Raw genomic sequence first — 24,105 nt, 5'->3', positions numbered from 1 at the left:
GCCGTTGCCTGACAGACCTGTTTCGAATAACCGCCATAACCGGATCAACTAAACAGTACGCGGCAGCACACTTCCAAGGGCTGGGCGCGTGGCCAGACAAGTCAGCGGAATGCTCATCAGCGCCAGCAACGCACTGGCCAGCCAAACGCTGTGCCCGCCAGCGTGGGCGTATAACTGACCACTGAGCACCGGCGACAACAGCGCGCTCGCGCTCCAACTCATGAAGAACAGGCCAAAGTACTGGCCGCTCTTGCCACCCTGCGCGTACTGCATGACCAGTACATTCAATGGCGGCATGAACAACGCCTCGCCCAATGTCCAGATCACCGTCGACAGGCAGACATAAAACAACCCGCTACCCAACGGCAACATGCCCAACCCGCAGGCCAGCAACACGGCGCCAGCTACCAGTTGCGCCCGCGCACTCCAGCGCTCGCCCCAATGGGCCAGCGGAATCTGCAGCGTCACCACCAGCAGCGCGTTGATGCCGAACTGCCAACCAATGGCCTCGGTGCTCAGCCGATAGTAATCCCGCAGATAGTTGCCGAGCGTGCTGTAGACCGTGTCGAACGCCATGCCGAGCACAACCGTCGCCGCCAATAGCCAGAGGAAGGGTTTGTCGCGGTAAGGCAAACCTGAAGCGGTTTCGGCTTTTACCTCAACGCTCAGCACCGGTCGCCGCCAGGTCGTGCGGACAAACCAAAACAAGGCCAGCACCGTCAGCGCCGCACTGGCAAAGAACACCCAACGAAAATCGACCTGCGCCAGCACCCCGCCAGCGACGCCGGCGGCGGCCATGCCAAGGTTTCGCGCAACCCGGCTCAGCGCTTGCGCGCGGGCACGTTGCGCGACCTCGCAATACTCCATGATCAAACGCTGATGCAGCGTTCGAATCGCCCCGTCGAGCACACCGCTGAACAGCAGCAATGCACCGAGCCACGCTACCTCCGTGACCAGCCCCAACAACAGCAGCGTCCACGCCGACAGGAAAAACAGAACCGCCGTCAGCCGCGCCGTGGAAAAACGGTCACTCAGCAAACCACCGACCATCGAACCGACCAACAGCCCCGCGCCGTAACCGGACAACAGCCAGCCAACCGTTTCAATCGCCAGCCCCAGTTCCTGACGCAGGTACAGCGCCATGAACAGCTTGACCATGCTGCTCAGCCGATTAATGAACAGCAGCGCGGCGAGCACCCAGGCCATGACACCGAAATAGCCGTTGATCCGCAGCAGATGAGTCAGTCGACTCGTCATTCCATTGACCTCTCAAAACGACTTGCGTGGACCTGAGACACTAACGGCCAGCTCGCCAGTTGTCGCGCTTAAGTACATCGAGACCACAAAAAACGGAGACACCCTACAGACTTCTGTGGAACAGCCTTCGACAACTCAACTGGATCGAGTGCACGCCATCAAAAATTGCTCACTGCCAGGCCGCCTTCGCGAGCAGGCTCGCTCCTACAATTGAATCGCATGCAGCCTGAGAGAAATGGGTCGGCTGGCAGGCCGCCATCGCTGGCAAGCCAGGCTCCCACAGGGATTGCATGCAGCCTGCAAGACATGGCGCGGCTGGTAGGCCGCCTTCGCGAGCAGGCTCGCTCCTACATTTGAATCGCATGCAGCCTGCGACAAATGGGTCGGCTGGCAGGCCGCCATCGCTGGCAAGCCCGGCTCCCACAGGGATTGCATGCAGCCTGCAAGACATGGCGCGGCTGGTAGGCCGCCTTCGCGAGCAGGCTCGCTCCTACAATTGAATCGCATGCAGCCTGCGACAAATGGGTCGGCTGGCAGGCCGCCATCGCTGGCAAGCCAGGCTCCCGCATGGATTGCGTGCAGCCTGCGAGACATGGCGCGGCTGGCAGGCCGCCTTCGCGAGCAGGCTCGCTCCTACAATTGAATCGCATGCAGCCTGCGAAAAATGGGTCGGCTGGCAGGCCGCCTTCGCAGGCAAGCCAGCACCCACAGTTTTGATCTATGTAAAGCACGCGGCGCATGCAGCCCCACTCAAAGGATGAGCGTTAGCTCGGCTGCAGCTCTTGATCTTGATCCACGGGCGACGTCGGCAGGCTGAGCGGAGGGATTGATCCGGGCATGGGAGCGCAGCGACCGTTTGGCGCAGCCAAACACATCGAGAGGAGGTGCAGCGAAGCAAACCGGAGGCGATGCGCCCGGATCGATCCCGGAGCGAAGGAACCCCGAGCCCCAGCGAGTGGGCCGAACGTTGGAGCAAGCGTTTTTTTGCTTACTTTTTTTAGGCGTTTGTAAAAAAAGTGAGTCGCCGTAAGGGCGAAACCTTAAGCCGCCATCACCAAAAAAACGGATATACACCCAAAACCAAACCAAAAAAAGCCCCCAAGGCATACACCTAGGGGGCTTTCGAACAACTCAGCTCAGCGCTTAATGATGCTCACGCGTAGCACGGAACTTCACATCCGGCCAACGCTCCTCCATCAACGCCAGATTAACCCGCGTCGGCGCAAGGTAGGTCAGATGCCCACCGCCATCCAATGCCAGGTTCTCCACAGCCTTATTGGAAAACTCCTCAAGCTTCTTCTTGTCGTCGCACTCAATCCAGCGCGCCGAGTACACAGTGATCGGCTCATAAGAGCACTCAACCTTGTATTCCTCTTTCAAACGGCTGGCGACCACATCGAACTGCAGCACACCCACAGCACCAAGAATGATGTCGTTGCTACGCTCCGGGAAAAACACCTGAGTGGCGCCCTCCTCGGCCAATTGCTGCAAGCCCTGACGCAACTGCTTGGACTTCAGCGGATCACGCAGACGCACACGACGGAACAGCTCCGGGGCGAAGTGCGGGATACCGGTAAAGCCCAAAGTTTCGCCTTCGCTGAAGGTGTCACCGATCTGGATGGTGCCGTGGTTGTGCAGACCGATGATGTCGCCGGCATACGCCTCTTCCAGCTGCTCACGCTCGGAAGAGAAGAACGTCAGGGCGTCGCCGATGCGCACGTCCTTGCCGGTACGCACGTGGCGCATCTTCATGCCTTTCTCGTACTTGCCGGAGCAGATACGCATGAAGGCGATACGGTCACGGTGTTTCGGGTCCATGTTCGCCTGGATCTTGAAGATGAAGCCCGAGAACTTCTCCTCCACCGGCTCCACGGTGCGCTCGTTGGCGACACGGGCCAGTGGACGCGGCGCCCAATCCACCACAGCATCAAGCACGTGGTCGACACCGAAGTTGCCCAATGCAGTACCGAAGAACACCGGGGTCAGTTGACCGTCGAGGAACTCCTGCTGGTTGAACTCGTGGCAGGCGCCCTGCACCAGTTCCAGCTGTTCGATGAAACGCTCGTACTCGTCACCCAGGTGCGCGCGCGCCTCGTCGGAGTCAAGTTTCTCGATGATCTTGGTTTCGGTGCGTTCGTGACCGTGACCGGCGGTGTAGACAATGATGTAGTCGTCGGCCAGGTGGTACACGCCTTTGAAGTCGCGGTAGCAACCGATCGGCCAGGTGATCGGCGCTGCCTTGATCTTCAGAACGGCTTCGATTTCGTCGAGCAGTTCGATCGGGTCGCGGATGTCACGGTCGAGTTTGTTGATGAAGCTGACAATCGGCGTGTCACGCAGACGGCAGACGTCCATCAGCGCGATGGTCCGTGGCTCAACGCCCTTACCGCCGTCGAGAACCATCAATGCCGAGTCCACCGCCGTCAGGGTGCGGTAGGTATCTTCGGAAAAGTCTTCGTGGCCCGGGGTGTCGAGCAGGTTGACCATGTGGTCGCGATACGGGAACTGCATGACCGACGTGGTAATGGAAATACCCCGCTGTTTCTCCATCTCCATCCAGTCGGATGTCGCATGGCGGTCGGATTTTCGGGATTTCACCGTACCGGCCACTGCAATCGCCTTGCCCATCAACAGGAGCTTTTCGGTGATCGTGGTTTTACCGGCATCGGGGTGGGAAATAATGGCGAAAGTGCGGCGTTTCGCGACTTCGGCGGCCTGGTTGGTCATGGGAAATCGCCTGGCGGTGATTCAAAAAAGGGCCGCGATTATAGCCCAACTCGATGCAATAACCGAACCGTTGAGCACATTAAGGGTGGCCAAATGCTGCCGCAGGTGGGAACCTTTTAAAGCACGGAGACGTCCATCCCCTGTTACGAATTTTCGTCAGGGGCTGAAAAATCAGCAAGTTAGCCTGACGAGGCTGCGCTCATGGCTCGCTTTCAGACCGCTTTTTGCCGGTGCTGAGGGAGCTGCTTCTCGCGAACGTTTATTTCCCGGCAGCCAGGCATGGCATGCCACTCGGGACGGCGTTCGCCGACTATAAAAAAGGAGTCCGCCTGTGGCTATCCGCTATGGCAAAGGGCTGATGGGAGGTGCGGTGGTGATCGCGCTCCTGGCCCTGCTGGTCCACTGGATCGGCATCAACACGATCGAACACTACCGCGACGATTTGTTGTTTTACCTGCAAGCTCATCTGATTCTCGTCCTCGCTTCAATGCTGGCCGCCCTGATCGTGGGCATCCCCGCCGGTATCTTTCTCAGTCGCCCGACCATGGTCGGCCGCGCTGAACGCTTCATGCAGATCTTCAATATCGGCAACACCGTGCCACCGTTGGCCGTACTGGCGATTGCCCTGGGGATTCTCGGCATCGGCAGTGGTCCGGCGATCTTCGCTTTATTCCTCGCCTCGTTGCTGCCGATTGTGCGCAACACCTACGAAGGCCTGAAAAACGTCCAGGGTTCGCTGAAAGAAGCCGCCGTCGGCATCGGCATGACCCCGCGTCAGGTCCTGTGGCAAGTCGAGCTGCCCAACGCCGTGCCGATCATTGTCGGTGGCGTGCGTGTCGCGCTGGCGATCAACGTCGGCACCGCGCCGCTGGCGTTCCTGATCGGTGCCAACAGCCTCGGCAGCCTGATCTTCCCCGGCATCGCCCTGAACAATCAGCCGCAACTGCTGCTCGGCGCCGCGTGCACCGCGCTGCTGGCCTTGCTGCTCGATGGCGTCGTCACCCTCGCCAGCCGTCTCTGGCTGGAACGCGGTTTGCGCCCGTCTTAAGGCTTTTGCGAAGGAATGAATATGAAACGACTTAGCTTGATCTTAAGTTGCGTCCTGCTGTTCGCAGGATTGGCGCAAGCCGCTGAAAAACCCGTGATCCGTCTCGGCGCCCGGGTCTTCACCGAGCAAACCCTGCTCGCGGAAATCACCGCCCAATACTTGCGCAGCAAAGGTTACGACGCGCAGATCACTGGTGGTCTGGGCAGCAACCTCGCCCGTAGCGCCCACGAAAGCGGACAACTGGACATGCTCTGGGAATACACCGGCGTGTCGCTGGTGGCCTACAACCATGTCACCGAGAAACTCGACAGCGCACAGTCCTACGCCCGGGTGAAGGAACTCGACGCGAAAAAAGGCCTGATCTGGCTGACGCCGTCGAAATTCAGCAACACCTACGCCCTCGCCCTGCCGAAAAATGTGGCCGAGGCCTATCCGCAGATCAACAACATCAGCCAGTTGAACGAAGTGTTGCAGGCTGAAGCCAAGACCAATCACTTGGTGGCGCTGGACACCGAGTTCGCCAACCGCTCCGACGGTCTCGACGGCATGGTCAAGCTCTATGACATGAACCTGACTCGCAAGAACATCCGCCAGATGGACGCGGGCCTGGTTTATACGGCGTTGCGCAACGGTCAGGTGTTCGCCGGTCTGGTCTACACCACCGACGGGCGCTTGAACGCCTTCGGCCTCAAGTTGCTGGAAGACGACAAACATTACTTCCCCGACTACACCGCCGCGCCGGTGGTGCGTCAGGCCTACCTCGATGCGCACCCGAAACTGGCCGAGCAACTCAAGCCGCTGGCCGAACTGTTCGACGACGAAACCATGCGCCAGCTCAACGCGCGGGTCGATGTCGATCACGAAAGCCCGTCGAAAGTTGCCGCCGATTTCCTGCGCCAACATCCGCTGAATTAAGAGAGGAGAAGTCATGGAATTCCTGAACGCCTTTTCCCATCTCGACTGGCAGCAGGTGATGCACCTGACCTGGCAGCACATCACGCTGGTCGGCATCGCCGTGACCCTGGCCATCGTCGTCGGCGTACCGCTGGGCATTTTGATGACGCGTTTCCCGAGCCTCGCCGGCCCGTTGCAGGCCAGCGCCACGGTGCTGCTGACCGTGCCGTCGATTGCCCTGTTTGGTTTGCTGTTGCCGTTCTACTCCAAGTTCGGCCAGGGCCTCGGCCCGATGCCGGCAATTACTGCTGTATTCCTTTATTCACTGCTGCCGATCATGCGCAATACCTACCTCGCCCTCACTGGCGTGGAACCGGGTATCCGTGAAGCCGCACGCGGCATCGGCATGACCTTCGGCCAGCGCCTGCGCATGGTCGAGTTGCCGATTGCCGTGCCGGTGATCCTCGCTGGTGTGCGCACCGCGGTGGTGATGAACATCGGCGTGATGACCATCGCCGCGACCATCGGCGCCGGCGGCCTCGGTGTGTTGATCCTCGCTTCCATCAGCCGCAGTGACATGTCGATGCTCATCGTCGGCGCGCTGCTGGTCAGTCTTCTGGCGATCTTCGCCGACCTCCTCCTGCAGTGGCTGCAACGCACGCTGACTCCAAAAGGACTCCTCAAATGATCGAACTTCAAAACCTCAGCAAGACCTTCCAAAGCAACGGCAAAGATGTCAAAGCCGTGGACTCGGTGAGCCTGACCGTCAATGAAGGCGAAATCTGTGTGTTCCTCGGGCCATCGGGTTGCGGCAAAAGCACCACGCTGAAGATGATCAACCGCCTGATCAAACCGACCTCGGGCAAGATCCTGATCAACGGCGAAGACACCACCGACCTCGACGAAGTGACCCTGCGTCGCAACATCGGCTACGTGATCCAGCAGATCGGCCTGTTCCCGAACATGACCATCGAAGAGAACATCGTCGTCGTGCCAAAACTGCTCGGCTGGGACAAACAGAAATGCCACGACCGCGCCCGCGAACTGATGAGCATGATCAAGCTGGAGCCCAAGCAGTATCTGCATCGCTATCCGCGTGAATTGTCCGGCGGCCAGCAACAGCGCATCGGCGTAATCCGCGCACTGGCGGCGGATGCCCCGCTGTTGCTGATGGACGAACCATTCGGCGCGGTCGACCCGATCAACCGCGAGATGATCCAGAACGAGTTCTTCGAGATGCAACGGGCGCTGAACAAGACCGTGATCATGGTCAGCCACGACATCGACGAGGCGATCAAACTCGGCGACAAGATCGCAATCTTCCGTGCCGGCAAACTGTTGCAGATCGATCACCCGGACACCCTGCTCGCGCATCCGGCGGACGACTTTGTCAGCAACTTCGTCGGCCAGGACAGCACGTTGAAACGCTTGCTGTTGGTCAAGGCTGAAGACGCGGCGGATAACGCGCCGTCGGTGAGCCCGGAAACCCCGGTGGCCGATGCGCTGGAGTTGATGGACGAGCATGACCGTCGTTACGTGGTGGTCACCTGTGCCGAGAACAAGGCGCTGGGTTACGTGCGTCGTCGCGACCTGCACCGCCAGACCGGCACCTGCGCGCAGTACCTGCGTGAGTTCAACGCCACGGCGGCGTATGACGAGCATTTGCGCATCCTGTTGTCGCGCATGTACGAGTTCAACCGTTCGTGGCTGCCGGTCATGGATGCCGAACGAGTGTTCCTTGGCGAGGTGACGCAGGAGTCGATTGCGGCTTATCTGAGCTCGGGGCGTTCGCGTGGGATGAAGACCAGCATCGTCTCGCCGGCAGAGGCAGTCGTCGCCTGATTAATCGGTAAAAACACAAAACCCTGTAGGAGTGAGCCTGCTCGCGATAGCGCAATATCAGTCAATGAAGATGTCGGCTGAAAAAAAGTCATCGCGAGCAGGCTCATTCCTACAGGATCGGGGGTGTTACCAAGTCATTCACAAGGCGGAAAAGAATCTCAACACCTGATAACCAGGCAGCCCGTCTCGGCTACCTTATTCAATAGGCAAAATCCCCCACACACCCACCTCTCGCGGGCAACGTCGCCGATGTTGCGCCTATCACACTTACCCACGACTTAGCCGACAAAAGCAGCGAACGTGCAGGTATGTTTAACACTCGAAAATTCCCGGGGAACATCTGCCCGTCATCTCGGTCGGCTACAAAGAGTGATGAACGCGACGCACGTCAGAAGCGTGCAAAAACGCGACATTTTTAGTTGATCTCAGGCCCCTCACGCCCTAAAGTTCGCGCCGAACGTCCATGCTGGAAACGATCCATCCGGCTCAAGTACTGACGACGAGACAGCAAGGCCAAGGGCAGATAGCCCATGGCCTTTTTGCTTTCGGCGACATGCCTTGGGAAGTAGGCGAACCAAAGTGGGGATACGGAGGGCGTTCATTTGCACCCATTGATTATTAACGTTTGCCAGTAGGAGTTCCCAAGTATGTCGATCCAGGTCGAAGACTATTTCGCGCGCGCTACATTCGACAAAATGAAGGCGTTCGCCGACAAACAGGAAACCCCGTTCGTGGTGATCGACACCGCGATGATCGCCCAGGCCTACGATGACCTGCGCGCCGGTTTCGAATTCGCCAAGGTCTACTACGCGGTCAAGGCCAACCCGGCCGTCGAGATCATCGACCTGCTCAAAGAGAAAGGCTCGAGCTTCGACATCGCCTCGATCTACGAGCTGGACAAGGTGATGGATCGCGGCGTCAGCCCGGACCGCATCAGCTACGGCAACACCATCAAGAAATCCAAGGACATCCGTTACTTCTACGAGAAGGGCGTGCGTCTGTTCTCCACCGACTCCGAAGCCGACCTGCGCAACATCGCCAAGGCGGCACCGGGTTCGAAAGTCTATGTGCGCATCCTCACCGAAGGCTCGACCACGGCTGACTGGCCACTGTCGCGCAAATTCGGCTGCCAGACCGACATGGCCATGGACCTGCTGATTCTCGCCCGCGACCTCGGCCTGGTGCCTTACGGCATCTCGTTCCACGTCGGCTCGCAACAGCGCGATATCAGCGTCTGGGACGCGGCGATCGCCAAGGTCAAAGTGATCTTCGAGCGTTTGAAAGAAGAAGACGGCATTCACCTGAAGCTGATCAACATGGGCGGCGGCTTCCCGGCCAACTACATCACCCGCACCAACAGCCTGGAAACCTACGCCGAAGAGATCATCCGCTTCCTCAAAGAAGATTTCGGTGATGACCTGCCGGAAATCATTCTGGAGCCGGGTCGTTCGTTGATCGCCAACGCCGGCATTCTGGTCAGCGAAGTGGTGCTGGTTGCACGTAAATCCCGCACCGCCGTCGAGCGTTGGGTGTACACCGATGTGGGCAAGTTCTCCGGCCTGATCGAAACCATGGACGAAGCGATCAAGTTTCCGATCTGGACCGAGAAGAAAGGCGAGATGGAAGAAGTCGTGATCGCCGGCCCGACCTGCGACAGCGCCGACATCATGTACGAGAACTACAAGTACGGCCTGCCGCTGAACCTGGCAATTGGTGATCGTCTGTACTGGTTGTCGACCGGTGCGTACACCACCAGCTATAGCGCCGTTGAGTTCAATGGCTTCCCGCCGCTGAAATCGTTCTACGTGTAAAGCGTCGTCAAATGAAAAGGCCCATGCATTCATGGGCCTTTTTTATTCGCTCAACCAGGTATCGAGATGGCTGATCATCGCAAGAGATTCGTCAGCCTCCTCTTTCGCGGCAGCCAGATGGAAATTCAATTCCCCGAGCTTCCACACACGCTCTGCACGTAACAGCTCATAAATTGCAGTGTCTATGCGTAATCGTAACTCCTCGATAAATACGCTGACTTGCGCGGCCACGGCCCCTAATCCGTTAAACAAATCGGCAACACCCTTCTTGTATTCGGCGGCGCGCACCACGGGATCGGCTGAAGAATAGGCGATGTCCCAAGCCGGCGCAGTACGAGCGTCGCGAAACAACTCCTGGATAACGGTCGGCAAGCTATGACACTGGCAGGAACGATGATCCATTGCCCTGAAACAAACCGATCCCAGCCCGAACGAAGTCTCATGCACTTCGGCGATTGTATATTTGAGTTGTCCTGCCTCTGATCCGAGTTCGTAGAATCGAAGCGTCAACTCGTGAATCAGATGCGGCAAATCCGTTGGCGGAAACAACTTCCAGGTTTTTGATCGGGACAAACTGTACAACTTGAAATCCACCTGATTGAGGGGTTCATTCCTTGAAGTACGCCTGCTTATTTCCAGGGATTCGCTGATAAACGTGGTGAGATCCGCAACATAACCTCTGCACCGGCGTTGTGCTTCGTTGATGCGTCCCCGGAAGTCTCGCAAACAACGCTCATTGAACGGCACGCTGTTCAGGCGCGAATCGCCAGCCAGTACCGTAGCTACATGACCGCTGGCTCTGCGACGTTCAAATACCAGGGGAATATTGTTGAAGGTCTGTGGAACCGACCCTAGATACGCCGTGTAGCGATCCAGCACGAGCCGCTGTGCGTCGGAAAATTCATAGGCAAGTCTATTCATGGCTATTCAGGAGGCGATGGGCGCATTGCCCACCGCCCCGACTCCTTACTGTTGAACAGCCTTCAGGTACTTGACCACGTCGCTGATCCGGGCAACCGCATCAGCAGCTCGCGCCTCGACCGGCACTGCCTTGTCCTGCCTGAAATCGCGGCTGAAGGACTCGAACCCGGCCACCAGATTCGAAAACTCGTTCACATAGCTCCAGCGCCCGTCATCCAACTGGTCGAGAACCTCGACCAGTTGAATTTTCCCCTCAGTCTGGGCGATGTCATTTGCGTATTTCTTCACCTGCGCGCGCAAGTCTGCCGCTTTGTCCTTGAGCCTGTTGTAGCCCGCCAACATGTTCAGGAACGAAATCGATTCACCGATGCCGGAGACGATTTTTTTCAGGGTGTCGATCGCCAGCAGTGCAACGGCAACCTGCGGCGGTGCCATACCCAGAGCTTTCAGACTGTCCAGGGATAACTTCGCTTCCTTGCCGATCTTCTCCACACCGGCTTTAGTGATCAAGTCGATGCCTTCGGCCACCGATTTCATCTCTGCTTCCAGAGCGGTCACTTTCTCTTCAGCTTTGATTTTCAGCGTTCGCGTAGCGTCCAGGTCCTGTTGCAGTGTCGCAATCCATTCCTGCGAAGTTTCCCGGTCATAAGCGGTGTTCATGCCATTGCGGGTACTCTTCAGATCTTCGGCGCACTCGGCGATTTTTTTGAAAACCAACTTGAGCTCGCCCTCCATGTCCTCTCGAACCTCATCGGCATCCTCTGGATAAGCAAGTTCAGCCTGATAACCCTTCAATTTGGTCTGGGCACGTTCCAGGTGGATGATATTGGCCTGGGACTGGTTACGCATATCAAACGTCGTTTTCTGGATAGCCACCGCCAGCTCATTCATGGTGCGGACAGTGCCAGGCAAATAATTGAACTGTTCAAACAGCATTTGCGCCGTGGTGTTGCTTTCCTGAACCGCTGCGGCATGAACACGCAAGGCCACTACATTGAAATCCTGACTGCTGGAATTATTGCGCATCGATAACATGACCTTTTTACTCCTGAATGTTTGAAAGTTGCTTCCATACTCTTTTTCAGCCGCTGCAAACACGCCCAGGAGCTGATCGGAACTTGATTTGATTTGTTCCCAAGGTTCGATAATGCCAACAATCTGGTTTTTGAACCTTCGCAGGGAGGTGGCCTCCTGAAGTTGATCAACTTCTTTGGCGGATGCACTGACGTAAGTACTGAGCGCATTCCATACCAGCATCAGGTTCTGAGTCGCCACTTCAGCTTCAATCGCCACATAAGTCAGGTTTTGCAAGTCATCGCGAACTTTGTTCAACGACTTCAGCGTCTGGCTTTTACTGGCCATCTTCTGATTGGCAAGCTGTTGCTCTTCTTTCAGCATGTTCCGTTCCTTGCGGATCGACTCAGCTTTTACGCCCTGATAAATACCCAGAATCAAGCCACCGATATTCAGGGTCGCGGCAGACTTGATGGCTTCCTGCACAAGTTGATCATATTGCTTGTTGAGCCCATCGATCTCTTTCGAGCGCTGATCGATGTCGTTCTGCAGCAATTTAATGTCCGCTTGATAGGTATTCTTCAGCACAAACTCCATGCGCAGCCGGATTTCCGGCAATACTTTCTCGCGCATATCAATGCCAAAGCTGTCGAGTTCAGCGCGGACTCGCTCGGCTTTCTGGTGGCACTGCCTGACTTTTGCCAGCATGTCGTTGAGGTAGCCCTTGATGTCCGGAACATCGTCAGCCGACAAAGTGAGAGCAGGAAGATCGGGGATCTGTCGCTTGAGCGCCAGGTACTGCTCCGGCGTGGTGATATCGTGCTCTTCCAGATACCTCGAGGCTTTCAGATCATCATAGATCTCGACGATGCCCCGGCCCGTGCGCAGGATGCTGCCGGCAAAAATCTTCAGGTCGGTACCCGTGAGCATGATTTGCTCACGCAATGGCGACCAGCGCCTGGCATGGTCATACGTCATTGTGAATGTACGCAGAAAGTCCGCAGGCTTGAGGCCTACGCCACCGACATCACCGGCACCGTAGTTCAGATAGGAAATGACATCCTGAATCCGGACGGGCAATGAAAGCCCAAGAACTTCATACTTCCTTAAACTGATAATTTGCTCTTTGGTCAACTGGATACCGGTACCCCGGTTATATTCCTCACCCTCTCCCAGCGATGCATTGACAAATATTTGAGGCGCTTTGGCGGCAGCCTCGACAATCTTGCTGTCGATCTTCGACTCCATGAAAGACTCCTTGTCTTCTTCGGATAATGGTTTGATTTAGTTTGCAGACGATGCCAGCGAGATAATTAATCCAACTTGCTTATAGCCATCGACAAACAGAACCTAGAGCATCAGAAGGAAGAACAACAAGTTCTAAAATATTAGAATTCAAGACAACGGAGAGAAAAACACTAACTTCAACAAGTACAAAAAACAACATTCAAAGCCAACAACCTAGTTCAACCCTTACAAGGCAACCAGCTCGCTCAGGCGCAATCGGTAGGCATCTGCAAGTTCACGAAACTGCGGGTGCTGCGCATTCATCAATGATTCACTGGCGACCCGCAAGAAGTTCACGTTACCCCCGGCCAGCCCCTTGCGCAGCCAGCCAAGTGCTTCTTCGACATGCCCCGCGTCCGCCAGTACCGCCGCATGGCTGAACTGCCCGCGAAAATCCCCGCCCTCGGCGGAGCGCCGATACCAGTCTCGCGCGGTTGCCCGATCTTGTGGACAGAACTGACCTTCTTCCAGGTAGCGGCCGAGCAGATTCATCGATTTGGCGTGACCTGCTTCAGCCGCACGTCGATATAACGCCAACGCCTGACGCTGATCCACCGCAACACCGCGCCCGGTCGCCAGCAGATTGGCCAGGTTATACATCGCCCAGTCCAGCCCGGACTCGGCGGCGATCCGATAATGCGAGGCCGCCACCGAAGCATCAGCCACACAACCCCAACCCTGCTCATGACAACGGCCGAGCATGTTGCGCGCCATCAAATGCCCGCGCCCGGCCGCGATGCCGAACCAGCGCAGGGCCAGTGGTGGATCCTGCGCAATGCCTCGGCCATCGAGCAGGATCTGTCCGAGCAACGCCTGCGCTTCTACCTCACCCTCGCCCGCCGCCAGTAGAATCGCCTGCGCCGCGCGAGCCGGACTTTCCTCAAGCATCGCTGCCAGCCCCGAGGCGTCGAGGATTTCTTCGCGGCGCAGTTGAAAACTCATACCTCGACCCAGCGGCGCAGCAGATTGTGATACGTACCGGTCAGGCGAATCAGCGATGGGTGATCAGGCATGTCCTGGGTGAGCTGTTGAATCGCGCCGTCCATTTCAAACAGCAATGCGCGCTGGCTGTCTTCGCGCACCAGGCTTTGCGTCCAGAAAAACGACGCATAACGCGCACCGCGAGTGACCGCATTGACCTTGTGCAGGCTGGTGCCGGGGTACAGCACCATGTCGCCGGCCGGCAGCTTCACCCGTTGCGTCCCGTAGGTATCGTGGATTTCCAGTTCGCCGCCGTCGTAATCCTCAGGCTCACTGAAAAACAGCGTGGCCGACAAATCCGTGCGCACGCGCTCGATGCTGCCTTTGGGTTGGCGCACCGCATTGTCGATATGGAAATCAAAACTGCCCCCCGCCGTGTAGCAGTTCACTAACGGCGGGAACACTTTGTGCGGCAGCGCGGCAGACATGAACAGCGGATTTTTCCACAGCCGCTCCAGCATCGCCGCGCCGATTTCCTTGGCCAGCGGATGACCTTCAGGCAGTTGCAGATTGTGCTTGGCCTTGGCCGATTGATAGCCAGCGGTGATCTTGCCATCGGCCCAATCGGTCTGCTCCAGCGCCAGGCGAATGCGCTGCACTTCGTCTTTTTCAAACAGAGCGGGAATGTGCAGCAGCATGGCAATGTCACCTGATGGCAAAGAGGCGGCAATGGTATTGATTCTTATTGGCTGTGTACAACCCGCGAGACGAATGAACTGGCAAAAACCGTAAGGATAAATTGTAAAGAATGTAAATTCAGTGCGAATAACAATGTTTCGCAATTGATACGAATACCTGTTTACCCTATATTCCGCCGCCTCAAATCCTTGGGGAGGGGAATAAAAATGGCACGTCAATACGCTCAATTACCGGTCAGTTCACCACGTCTGCTCGCCTCTGCAATAGGCGTGGCTATCACCGCTGGCTCCGCCGGCCACATGGTGTTCGCCGCCGAAAAGACCGACAGCAAAGCTTCCGGCAATGCCATCGCCCTGGACGCTACCGCCATCACTGGCGAAGCACAGGACTCAACGTCCTACCAGGTCGAGAAAGCCTCCTCGCCCAAGTACACCGCGCCGCTGGTCGACACGCCGCGCTCGGTCACCGTTATTCCGCAACAAGTCCTCAAAGACACTGGCGCCCTGAACATGCAGGACGCGCTGCGCACCGTGCCGGGCATCACCTTCGGTGCCGGTGAAGGCGGCAACCCGCAGGGCGACCGTCCGTTCATCCGTGGCTTCGACGCTCAGGGCGACACTTACCTGGACGGCGTGCGCGACACCGGTTCGCAGAGCCGCGAGATCTTCGCCGTCGAGAACATCGAAGTCAGCAAGGGCCCGAACTCCGCCATCGGTGGTCGCGGCGCAGCGGGCGGCAGCATCAACCTGGTGAGCAAGAAAGCACACCTGGGCAACTCGTTCGACGGTGGTTTCACCTGGGGTTCCGATCAGACCCAGCGCTACACCCTCGACGGCAACTACCAGTTCAGCGACACCGCCGCTGGCCGTCTGAACCTGATGAGCCACGAAAGCAACGTCGCCGGTCGCGACAAAGTCGATTACGACCGCTGGGGCATAGCTCCGTCGCTGGCGTTCGGCCTGGGCACCGACACCCGCGTCAACCTCGATTACTACCATCTGGAAAGCAACGACACTCCGGATTCGGGCATCCCTTACACTATCCCGGCCGGCGGTTCGGCTGCACGCACCAAGTCCAACCCGGACAAGCCGTACGCTGGCGGTGACCACAGCAATTTCTACGGTCTGGATCGCGACTTCCGCAAGGGCCGCACCGACACCGCGACCTTCGCCATCGAGCACGATTTGAGCGACTCGCTGACGATCAAGAACACCCTGCGCCACGGCACCAGCATGCAGGATTACATCCTGACCCAGCCGGACGACAGCAAGGGCAACGTCAACAATGGCAGTCTCTGGCGCCGGGCGAATACTCGGGTGAGCAACACCGAGACCACCACCAACCAGACTGACCTGTTCGGTAACTTCTACGTCGCCGGCTTCAAGAACAGCTTCTCCACCGGTGTCGAATACACCCGTGAGGAAAGCCAGAAGTCCTCGTACAACGTCAACACCGACACCACACCGCTCACCACCAACGTCGCGTCGAGCAGCAATTGCACTCCGTCGATGATCGGCGCGTCGAGCGGGTACAACTGCACCTCGCTGTCCAATCCGAACCCGAACGATCCGTGGAACGGCGCGATCTCGCGCAACTACGCCGGCACCGACACCAAGGCCAACACCTACGCGCTGTATGTGTTCGATACGCTGGAGTTGAACGAGCAATGGCTGGTGAACATGGGTCTGCGTTACGACCATTTCGACACCGATTACAAGACCTACAACGCTGCCGGCACCACCACGTCCAAGGGTGATGACACCAGCGAGTTCGTCACCGGTCAGTTCGGCGTCGTCTACAAGCCTGCGGAAAACGGCAGCATCTACGCCTCCTATGCCACCTCCGCCACGCCACCGGGCAACACCTTGGGCGAAGGTCAGGAAGGCAACCCATTGGGCGGCACCCCGGATCGCAGCGGCAACCTGTTGAGCAGCGACATGGAGCCGGAAACCACCAAGAACTACGAAATCGGCACCAAATGGGATCTGCTCAATGATCGCCTGTCGCTGACTGCGGACATCTTCCGCACCGAGAAAGAAAACGCTCGTGTGCAAGTCGACACCACCTCGTACGAAAACGCTGGCAAGACCCGTGTACAAGGTATCGAGCTGTCGGCCAGCGGCAAGATCACCGACAAGTGGCAAGTGTTCGCCGGTTACGCGTTCATGGACAGCGAACAGGTTGACGGTGGTGACCTGCCGGCCAACAAGGCCAACAACGGTAACGAACTGCCTAACACGCCGAAAAACAGCGCCAGCCTGTGGACCACTTACCAGATCACGCCGAAGCTGACCATCGGTGGCGGTGCGTTTTACGTCGACGACGTTTACGGCAGTGTGGCCAACACCACCATGGTCGATTCGTACGTGCGTTACGACGCGATGGCGGCCTACAAGCTGAGCAAGAACGTCGACCTGCAACTCAACGTGCAGAACCTGACCAACGAAACCTACTACGACAAAGCCTTCTCGACCCATTTCGCCAACCAGGCGGCGGGCCGTACGGCACTGTTGAGCACCAACTTCCACTTCTAAGCGATATTGGAAACTGTAGGAGTGAGCCTGCTCGCGATGGGGTTGTGTCAGTCAGCAAGTTGATTGGATGACACGCCGCTATCGCGAGCAGGCTCACTCCTACAGGAAATGCGCCGTAAGGCGAGGCCCCGTTCACTCAGTTGAACGGGGCTTTTGTGCGTAATCAAAGAAGCTCTCGATAACCCACGGCATAATGCGCGCCGTGAAGACAATTTCCGAATGGACGGCGAGTGACGTGTTGAAGAAAACCCTGTTCCAGTTGCACTGGTTTTTTGGCATCACCGCCGGCCTGGTGCTGGCCTTGATGGGCATCACCGGCGCGGCCTATTCGTTTCAGGACGAGATCCTGCGGGCGCTGAACCCTTCAGTGCTGCAGGTGGAAAAACAAGTCGCTGGCGTCCTGCCGCCCGTTGAACTGGTGGAGCGCATCGAAGCCACTTCGGCGAAAAAAGTTTCGATGCTCTGGGTCGAAACCGACAGCGGCAACGCGGCACGCGTGTATTTCACCCCGCCCAAAGGCGAGCGCCGTGGCGAAATGCGTTACTTCGATCCGTACACCGGCGAGTTCATGGGCGACGCCGTCGGCCAGGATTTCTTCGGCCTGATGCTGCAACTGCACCGCTTCCTCGCCATGGGCGACACCGGGCGCAACATCACCGGCGCCTGCACCCTGATCCTGTTGTTCTTCTGCCTCTCCGGTCTGTATTTGCGCTGGCCGCGCCAGTGGAACAGCTGGCGCGTGTGGCTGACCCTGGACTGGCAGAAAAAGGGCCGCACCTTCAACTGGGATCTGCACTCGGTGGCGGGCACCTGGTGCCTGTTGGTCTATCTGCTGCTGGCGCTGACCGGGTTGTCGTGGTCGTACGAGTGGTACAACAAAGGCCTGACCAGATTGCTGTCCGACGCGCCGCAAAACGAGCGCGTGCGCGGCGGTCGTGGCCCGGCGCCAGAAGGCCCGGCACCGACGGCCGATTACGCGGCGATGTGGAGCAGCATCTACAGCGCTGCCGGCCCGGGTCTGGCCGCCTACAACATCCGCATGCCGGCGGTGGCCGGTCAACCGGCGACGGTGTTCTATCTGCTAGACAGCTCACCGCATGATCGCGCCCTGAACCAGATCACCCTCGACCCGGCCACCGGCATCGTCAAACGCGTCGACCGCTATGCCGACAAGAGCTTCAAGGCGCAACTGCTGACCAGCATTTATGCGTTGCACGTCGGCAGCTATTTCGGCCTCGTCGGGCGCATCATCATCACCCTCGCGGCGGTGTGCATGCCGCTGTTCTTCATCACCGGATGGCTGCTGTACCTTGATCGTCGCCGCAAGAAAAAGCAGATCAAGGATGCGCGCAAAGGTCTGCAAGAACCGGCCGGTGATGCGCCGGCATGGCTGATCGGCTTCGCCAGCCAAAGCGGTTTCGCCGAGCAGCTGGCGTGGCAGACCGCCGGCCAATTGCAGGCCGCCGGGTTGCCGGTGAAAGTGCAGCCGCTGGCCAATGTCAGCGAGCAGGATCTGCGCGAATCGAACAACGCGCTGTTTGTGGTCAGCACTTTTGGTGACGGTCAGGCACCGGACAGCGCCCGTGGTTTCGAGCGCAAGGTGCTGGGCAAGGCCGCCGCCCTCGACAGCTTGAATTACGCCGTGCTCGGGCTGGGTGATCGTCAGTATCAGCACTTCTGTGGTTTCGCCCATCGCCTTCATCAGTGGCTGGGCGAACACGGTGGCAAGACCCTGTTCGCCCCGGTGGAAGTCGACAGCGGCGATCCGTACGCCCTGCGTCACTGGCAAACCCAGCTCGGCCTGCTCACCGGGCAAGCGCCGGTCGACACCTGGCAAGCGCCGAGCTACGACAACTGGACGCTGCTGCGCCGTGAGCTGATGAACCCGGACAGCAGCGGTTCGCCGGTTTATCTGCTGGGCCTCAGCGCTCCGAGCACCAGCAGCTGGCTGGCCGGTGATCTGGTGGAAGTGCTGCCGCGCAACTGCCCGTGGGTGATCGAACACTTCCTCGACGGCCTCGGTATTCGTGGCGAAACCCTGGTGAAAATAAACGGCCTCGACGAGCCGCTGGAAGTGGCACTCGCCTCGCGCCAACTGCCCGAGCATCGCGCCCATCTGGTCGGTCTGCATGCGCAGGCGCTGGTCGATGCGATGGTGCCGCTGGCCATGCGCGAATACTCGATCGCCTCGATTGCCGCCGACGGCGTGCTGGAGTTGATCGTGCGTCAGGAACAGCACTCCGACGGCAGCCTCGGCATCGGCTCCGGCTGGCTGACCGAGCATGCGCCGGTGGGCGGCAGCATCAGTTTACGGGTGCGGCGCAACAGCGGTTTCCACCTGCCGAATCAGCCAGTGCCGATGATTCTGATCGGTAACGGCACGGGTCTGGCCGGATTGCGCAGTCTGCTCAAGGCGCGGATTGCCGACGGTCAGCAACGCCAGTGGTTGCTGTTTGGCGAACGCAATCGCGAGTACGATTTCCTTTGCCGTGCGGAGCTGGAGGAGTGGTTGATCAACGGAGATCTGGCGCGGCTGGATCTGGCGTTTTCGCGGGATCAGGAACAGAAGATTTATGTGCAGGATCGCTTGCGTGAGTCTGCCGATGAATTGAAAAAATGGCTGACCGAGGGAGCGGTGATTTACATCTGCGGCAGCCTTCAGGGGATGGCTTCCGGGGTTGATCAGGTGCTCAATGAGATCCTTGGTGCTGCTGAGGTAGAAAGCCTGATTGAGCAGGGCCGTTATCGCCGCGATGTTTACTGAAAATGCCGAAGAGCCCCTCACCCTAACCCTCTCCCGAGGGAGAGGGGACTGATTGGGGGATGCTACAGAGTCACGTCGACCTGAAAACGCTGTGCTGAATCCAACGTCGATATTAGAGCGCTGTGCCGAATCCATAATCGACTCGGTCTTTCAGGTCGATGTACAACCTGAAACAACTCCGTAGGCCCCCTCTCCCTCCGGGCGGTCCGACGTTTCGGGAGGGCCGGGGTGAGGGGTGTGAGCTACAGTGAAATTTCCAGCCACTTCACAAGGATCGTGAAGCATGCAAAACCGCCCTACCCTCGCTCAATTCGCCCGCCACTTACGCACCCACCAAACCGACTGCGAACACCTGCTCTGGCAAAGACTGCGCTCGCGCCAGATCGCCAATCTGAAATTCCGCCGGCAGTTTCCCTGTCCGCCGTATGTTCTGGATTTTTATTGTGTTGAGTTGAAGTTGGCGATCGAACTGGACGGCGGTCAGCACTTTGAAACGGCGGCTGTGATTCACGACCGGCGGCGGACGCTATTCCTTCAACGCCAGGGCATTGAGGTTGTGCGGTTTAGCAATCTGGAGGTGCTTCAGCAGATGGGGGATGTACTGGAGCAGATCATTCGAATTGCGGCAGATCGGAAAAGCCCCTCACCCTAACCCTCTCCCGGAGGGAGAGGGGACTGATTGGGGGATGCTGGAGAGTTACGCCGACCTGAAAGCGCTGTGCCGAATCCATAATCGCCATTCGCTCGTAGCGCCAAATCCATCAACGCCATTCAATCGCAGTGCCAGATCCATAATCGCCGCTCACTCGCAGTGTCAGATCCATAATCAACTCGGTCTTTCTGGTCGGCGTATGACTCAAGACAATGCGGTCGGCCCCCTCTCCCTCTGGGAGAGGGCTGGGGTGAGGGTTTTTTGATCTTGAAAAATCAAACCGGCTGCAGCTTCCGCTCAAACACCGCCACCCCATTCAAATCCCGCAACACCACACTCATCTCCCCGCTCTGCCCTTCAATATTCACCTCGCCAAAAAACTGAAACCCGGCAAACGGCGAAGCGTTTTGTGTCGGCGGCGCCTTCTCGAACACGACCTCCGGCCCGAAGGTCTTGTCCAACGGATTAGGCCCGAAACTCCCGGCATTCAACGGCCCCGCAACAAACTCCCAGAACGGTTCGAAATCCTGAAACGCCGCACGATCCGGGTGATAGTGATGCGCCGCGCAGTAATGCACGTCTGCCGTGAGAAAGACGAAATTGCGCACCTGCTGCGCACGCAGGAATCCGAGCAGTTCAGCGATCTCCAGTTCACGTCCCTGAGCCGGCCCCGGATCACCGTTGGCCACCGCCTCCCAACGGGCCACACCCGGACTCACCTCGCCATCCGGCACGCCTAGACCAATCGGCATATCGGCGGCGATCACTTTCCATTGGGCTTTCGACTTCTTCAATCCGCGCTTGAGCCAGTCCAGTTGTTCGCGCCCCAGAAACGGTTTCGCCGCGCCGAGGTTGTCGTCGTTCGCCCCGCGATAACTGCGCATGTCGAGCACGAACACATCGAGCATCGGCCCATAACTCACCTTTCGATAAATCCGCCCGCCACCGTCGGCGGCCTGCAAACGCATCGGCGAATATTCCAGCCAGGCTTTTCGTGCGCGGCCGACCAGGGTGTGGATATCTTTTTCCTGATAGCGCTCATCCAGTTGCTTGCCGGGCGACCAGTTGTTGACCACTTCATGGTCGTCCCACTGCCAGATCTGCGGCACTTCGGCGTTGAAACGGCGGATGTTTTCGTCCATCAGGTTGTAGCGATAATTGCCACGATAGTCGTCGAGGGTCTGGGCGACTTTGCTCTTGGCTTCTGTGGTGAGGTTGCGCCACACACGGCCACCCTCAGTTGTCAGTTGTGCCGGCACCGGGCCGTCGGCGTAGATGGTGTCGCCGCTGTGGATAAAGAAGTCCGGCAGGCGCAGGCGCATGGCTTCGTAGATGCGCATGCCGCCAATGTCCGGGTTGATGCCGAAGCCCTGGCCGACGGTGTCGCCGCTCCAGACGAAACGGATATTGCGCCGCGCCGTCGGGGCGCTGCGCAAATGGCCGAGCCACGGTTCGCTGGCGACACCCGTGCGGGCGTCCTTGAAATACACGCGATAGAAAATCGCCTGATCGGCGGGCAGCCCGGTGAGTTCGACGCGAGCGGTGAAATCACTGTGGGCATCGGCGAGCGCCGAGATCACCCGACGTGGGTTGCGAAACTGACTGCGGGTGTCCCACTCGACCACCATCCATGCGGGACGATCGCTGCGGCTCCAGATCATCGCCCGGTCGCCTTGCAGGTCGCCGGACTGTACGCCATCGGTGAGTTGCGGCCGGTCCTTGACCGAGGCGATCACCGCCGGCGCCAGCCCGGGCATCAGCAGCCCGGCGCCAACGGCTTGCATGACCCGACGGCGACCGAGATTGAAATCGCTCATGCTGTTCTCCCTGAGAAAAGGAAAACTAAAGCACGGCTGTATGAACTCGCCATGACACCACTAACCATTGTGGGAGCGAGCCTGCTCGCGAAAGCGGTGTGCCAGTCAACCTACATGTCGCTGGCAGATTGCATTCGCGAGCAGGCTCGCTCCCACAGGGGATTTGTGTTGTCAGTCAGGCCTTCGCGGGTTCCAGCGCCAACTCGACGGCCTCAGGCCGTTTGACCGTTGCATATACGACGGCCGTCAACAAACTCCCCGCGACAATCGCCAGCAGATACAGCAGCGCGTGATTGATCGCATTCGGAATCGCCAGCACAAACAGACCACCGTGCGGCGCCATCAGTTTGCAGCCGAAGTACATCGACAAAGCCCCGGTCAATGCACCACCGGCAATGCTCGCCGGAATCACCCGCAGCGGATCTTTGGCGGCAAACGGAATCGCGCCTTCGGAGATAAAGCACAGCCCCAGCACCAGCGCCGCTTTGCCGGCCTCGCGCTCAGTCTGGGCAAACTTGCGCCGGGCGATGAACGTGGCGATACCCAGACCAATCGGCGGCACCATGCCTGCGGCCATCGTCGCCGCCATCGGTGCATAACTCTGCGAGGCCAGCAGCCCCACCGAGAACGCATACGCGGCTTTGTTGATCGGCCCACCGAGGTCGACGCACATCATGCCGCCGAGCACGATCCCCAGCAGAATCGCGTTGGTGGTACCCATGCTGTCGAGGAAATGCGTGAGCGCGGCGAGCATGCCCGCGACCGGTTTGCCGACCACGTAAATCATCACCAGACCGGTAAACAGACTGGCGAACAGCGGAATGATCAGAATCGGCTTCAGCGCCTCAAGACTTTGCGGCAATGCGACGTATCGACTGATCGCCTTGGCCGCATAACCGGCGATGAAACCAGCCACAATGCCGCCGATAAACCCGGCCCCCAACGTGCTCGCCAACAAACCGCCAATCATCCCCGGCGCCAGACCTGGGCGGTCGGCAATCGAGTAGGCGATGTAACCGGCCAGCAGCGGCACCATCAACTTGAACGCGGTTTCCCCGCCGATCTGCATCAATGCAGCCGCCAGCGTGCCTTGCTCTTTGAACGCGGTGATGCCGAACACAAACGACAGCGCGATCATCAAACCGCCCGCCACCACCATCGGCAGCATGAACGAAACGCCGGTCAGCAGGTGTTTGTAGACACCGGTTTTCTCTTGTTTGGCGGGGGTCTTGCCGTCACTCGCGGCGCTCTCCACCTGACCTTCGGCGAGGGCTTTTTTCAGTGTGGCTTCCGACTGCTTCAATGCGATGCCGGTGCCACAACGGTAGATTTTCTTGCCGGCAAAACGCTCGGTGGCAACTTCAATATCCGCCGCCAGCAGCACCACGTCAGCCTCGGCAATTGCCGTCGCGCTCAACGGGGTTTTCGCACCGACCGAGCCTTGGGTTTCGACCTGCAAGTCATAACCGAGACGCTTGGCGGTTTGCTGCAACGCCTCGGCCGCCATGAAGGTATGGGCGACTCCGGTGGGGCATGCGGTGATCGCGACAATGCGTGGGGCACGCTGCGCAACGGCAGCGGGAACGGCTTCGCTGGCGACATAAACCTCGGCTTCTTCGGCACCACGTCGCAGCACCGCTTCAACATCTTGCAGGGCTTGCGCCGGAGCAATTTGAAAGACGCGTTTACCAACAAAACGCGTCATGTCGACGTTACCGGTGGCGACCAGCAACACCCACTCCGCCGCCTCGATGGTCGCTGCCGACAATTCGCGTTCCGGGTGCGCCGCGTCGACTACTTCGACGCTGGTGCTCCAGCCCTGACGCTGAGCCGCCGCATCCAGTAAACGCGCGCACAGCACACTGGTGACCATGCCGTTCGGGCACGCCGTAACAATGGCTAACTTCATGACAAACC

At 58.6% G+C, this 24,105-nt stretch carries 16 protein-coding genes; 8 read left to right on the top strand and 8 right to left on the bottom strand.

The window, feature by feature from the left end; translation table 11 throughout:
• Positions 1-48 precede the first annotated feature (48 nt).
• Together KI231_RS04275 and KI231_RS04270 are read right to left on the bottom strand one after the other, a co-directional pair.
• Positions 49-1,257 carry an MFS transporter gene (locus KI231_RS04275; protein WP_213027541.1) on the bottom strand — a complete coding sequence of 403 codons (1,209 nt, stop codon included), beginning with the start codon at positions 1,255-1,257 and terminating at the stop codon, positions 49-51.
• 1,143 nt (positions 1,258-2,400) lie between these two features.
• Complete coding sequence (locus KI231_RS04270) at positions 2,401-3,984, bottom strand: peptide chain release factor 3 (RefSeq protein WP_201235434.1); 1,584 nt, start codon at positions 3,982-3,984, stop codon at positions 2,401-2,403.
• A 358-nt stretch (positions 3,985-4,342) separates the two neighbouring features.
• Here KI231_RS04270 and KI231_RS04265 point away from each other — a divergent pair, with 358 nt between their 5' ends.
• From KI231_RS04265 to KI231_RS04245, 5 genes are all read left to right on the top strand, one after another.
• Entirely contained in the window at positions 4,343-5,032 is a 690-nt protein-coding gene (locus KI231_RS04265; protein WP_213028740.1) for an ABC transporter permease, read from the top strand.
• A 21-nt stretch (positions 5,033-5,053) separates the two neighbouring features.
• Positions 5,054-5,947 (top strand): glycine betaine ABC transporter substrate-binding protein, encoded by an 894-nt coding sequence (locus tag KI231_RS04260; protein ID WP_213027540.1) that lies wholly within the window; start codon positions 5,054-5,056, stop codon positions 5,945-5,947.
• A 13-nt stretch (positions 5,948-5,960) separates the two neighbouring features.
• On the top strand, positions 5,961-6,614 hold the full coding sequence (locus tag KI231_RS04255; RefSeq protein ID WP_103303159.1) for an ABC transporter permease: 654 nt from the start codon (positions 5,961-5,963) through the stop codon (positions 6,612-6,614).
• Positions 6,611-7,768, top strand: a complete 1,158-nt coding sequence (locus tag KI231_RS04250) for an osmoprotectant ABC transporter ATP-binding protein OsmV (RefSeq protein ID WP_064585939.1) — start codon at positions 6,611-6,613, stop codon at positions 7,766-7,768. Before KI231_RS04255 ends, KI231_RS04250 begins: the two co-directional genes overlap by 4 nt.
• Positions 7,769-8,415: 647 nt before the next feature.
• Entirely contained in the window at positions 8,416-9,579 is a 1,164-nt protein-coding gene (locus KI231_RS04245; RefSeq protein WP_007915304.1) for a type III PLP-dependent enzyme, read from the top strand.
• 42 nt (positions 9,580-9,621) lie between these two features.
• Here the strand turns inward: KI231_RS04245 and KI231_RS04240 are convergent, their stop codons facing one another.
• The 4 genes from KI231_RS04240 to KI231_RS04225 all read right to left on the bottom strand — a co-directional run bounded on the left by KI231_RS04240 (position 9,622) and on the right by KI231_RS04225 (position 14,420).
• Positions 9,622-10,500: a hypothetical protein gene (locus KI231_RS04240; protein ID WP_213027539.1), complete on the bottom strand. Its 879-nt coding sequence runs from the start codon at positions 10,498-10,500 to the stop codon at positions 9,622-9,624.
• A 45-nt stretch (positions 10,501-10,545) separates the two neighbouring features.
• Positions 10,546-12,762 carry an alpha-xenorhabdolysin family binary toxin subunit A gene (locus KI231_RS04235; protein ID WP_213027538.1) on the bottom strand — a complete coding sequence of 739 codons (2,217 nt, stop codon included), beginning with the start codon at positions 12,760-12,762 and terminating at the stop codon, positions 10,546-10,548.
• A gap of 225 nt (positions 12,763-12,987) precedes the next feature.
• On the bottom strand, positions 12,988-13,743 hold the full coding sequence (locus KI231_RS04230; RefSeq protein WP_213027537.1) for a tetratricopeptide repeat protein: 756 nt from the start codon (positions 13,741-13,743) through the stop codon (positions 12,988-12,990).
• Positions 13,740-14,420 (bottom strand): Fe2+-dependent dioxygenase, encoded by a 681-nt coding sequence (locus tag KI231_RS04225; protein ID WP_213027536.1) that lies wholly within the window; start codon positions 14,418-14,420, stop codon positions 13,740-13,742. Before KI231_RS04225 ends, KI231_RS04230 begins: the two co-directional genes overlap by 4 nt.
• Before the next feature lie 207 nt (positions 14,421-14,627).
• On the opposite strand from KI231_RS04225, the gene KI231_RS04220 reads away from it, so the two are divergent.
• From KI231_RS04220 to KI231_RS04210, 3 genes are all read left to right on the top strand, one after another.
• Complete coding sequence (locus tag KI231_RS04220; protein ID WP_213027535.1) at positions 14,628-16,955, top strand: TonB-dependent receptor; 2,328 nt, start codon at positions 14,628-14,630, stop codon at positions 16,953-16,955.
• Between the two features lie 235 nt (positions 16,956-17,190).
• The gene (locus KI231_RS04215) at positions 17,191-19,719 is read left to right on the top strand and encodes a PepSY domain-containing protein (protein WP_213028739.1); all 2,529 of its coding nucleotides are present in this window, start codon (positions 17,191-17,193) and stop codon (positions 19,717-19,719) included.
• Between the two features lie 283 nt (positions 19,720-20,002).
• The gene (locus KI231_RS04210) at positions 20,003-20,371 is read left to right on the top strand and encodes an endonuclease domain-containing protein (protein WP_103303166.1); all 369 of its coding nucleotides are present in this window, start codon (positions 20,003-20,005) and stop codon (positions 20,369-20,371) included.
• A gap of 275 nt (positions 20,372-20,646) precedes the next feature.
• On the opposite strand, the gene KI231_RS04205 is transcribed toward KI231_RS04210, so the two are convergent.
• Together KI231_RS04205 and KI231_RS04200 are read right to left on the bottom strand one after the other, a co-directional pair.
• A complete protein-coding gene (locus KI231_RS04205; RefSeq protein ID WP_213027534.1) occupies positions 20,647-22,188 on the bottom strand; it encodes an alkaline phosphatase D family protein in 1,542 nt (513 codons plus the stop codon).
• 175 nt (positions 22,189-22,363) lie between these two features.
• Positions 22,364-24,097 carry a PTS fructose-like transporter subunit IIB gene (locus KI231_RS04200; RefSeq protein WP_213027533.1) on the bottom strand — a complete coding sequence of 578 codons (1,734 nt, stop codon included), beginning with the start codon at positions 24,095-24,097 and terminating at the stop codon, positions 22,364-22,366.
• Between the last annotated feature and the right edge of the window lie 8 nt (positions 24,098-24,105).

It is taken from the genome of Pseudomonas sp. Seg1 (assembly GCF_018326005.1).
GTDB lineage: Bacteria > Pseudomonadota > Gammaproteobacteria > Pseudomonadales > Pseudomonadaceae > Aquipseudomonas.
Note: the sequence above shows the minus strand (reverse complement) of the source record. Positions and strands in the feature narration are given on the sequence as shown.

What these genes read in the sequence shown, in the direction of transcription:
- KI231_RS04265 (WP_213028740.1), top strand. Translation starts at nt 4,343, where the DNA reads ATGGGAGGTGCGGTGGTGATCGCGCTCCTGGCCCTGCTGGTCCACTGG.
- KI231_RS04210 (WP_103303166.1), top strand. Translation starts at nt 20,003, where the DNA reads ATGCAAAACCGCCCTACCCTCGCTCAATTCGCCCGCCACTTACGCACC.
- KI231_RS04270 (WP_201235434.1), bottom strand. Translation starts at nt 3,984, where the DNA reads ATGACCAACCAGGCCGCCGAAGTCGCGAAACGCCGCACTTTCGCCATT.
- KI231_RS04240 (WP_213027539.1), bottom strand. Translation starts at nt 10,500, where the DNA reads ATGAATAGACTTGCCTATGAATTTTCCGACGCACAGCGGCTCGTGCTG.
- KI231_RS04220 (WP_213027535.1), top strand. Translation starts at nt 14,628, where the DNA reads ATGGCACGTCAATACGCTCAATTACCGGTCAGTTCACCACGTCTGCTC.
- KI231_RS04275 (WP_213027541.1), bottom strand. Translation starts at nt 1,257, where the DNA reads ATGACGAGTCGACTGACTCATCTGCTGCGGATCAACGGCTATTTCGGT.
- KI231_RS04230 (WP_213027537.1), bottom strand. Translation starts at nt 13,743, where the DNA reads ATGAGTTTTCAACTGCGCCGCGAAGAAATCCTCGACGCCTCGGGGCTG.
- KI231_RS04245 (WP_007915304.1), top strand. Translation starts at nt 8,416, where the DNA reads ATGTCGATCCAGGTCGAAGACTATTTCGCGCGCGCTACATTCGACAAA.
- KI231_RS04205 (WP_213027534.1), bottom strand. Translation starts at nt 22,188, where the DNA reads ATGAGCGATTTCAATCTCGGTCGCCGTCGGGTCATGCAAGCCGTTGGC.
- KI231_RS04260 (WP_213027540.1), top strand. Translation starts at nt 5,054, where the DNA reads ATGAAACGACTTAGCTTGATCTTAAGTTGCGTCCTGCTGTTCGCAGGA.
- KI231_RS04225 (WP_213027536.1), bottom strand. Translation starts at nt 14,420, where the DNA reads ATGCTGCTGCACATTCCCGCTCTGTTTGAAAAAGACGAAGTGCAGCGC.
- KI231_RS04200 (WP_213027533.1), bottom strand. Translation starts at nt 24,097, where the DNA reads ATGAAGTTAGCCATTGTTACGGCGTGCCCGAACGGCATGGTCACCAGT.
- KI231_RS04250 (WP_064585939.1), top strand. Translation starts at nt 6,611, where the DNA reads ATGATCGAACTTCAAAACCTCAGCAAGACCTTCCAAAGCAACGGCAAA.
- KI231_RS04255 (WP_103303159.1), top strand. Translation starts at nt 5,961, where the DNA reads ATGGAATTCCTGAACGCCTTTTCCCATCTCGACTGGCAGCAGGTGATG.
- KI231_RS04235 (WP_213027538.1), bottom strand. Translation starts at nt 12,762, where the DNA reads ATGGAGTCGAAGATCGACAGCAAGATTGTCGAGGCTGCCGCCAAAGCG.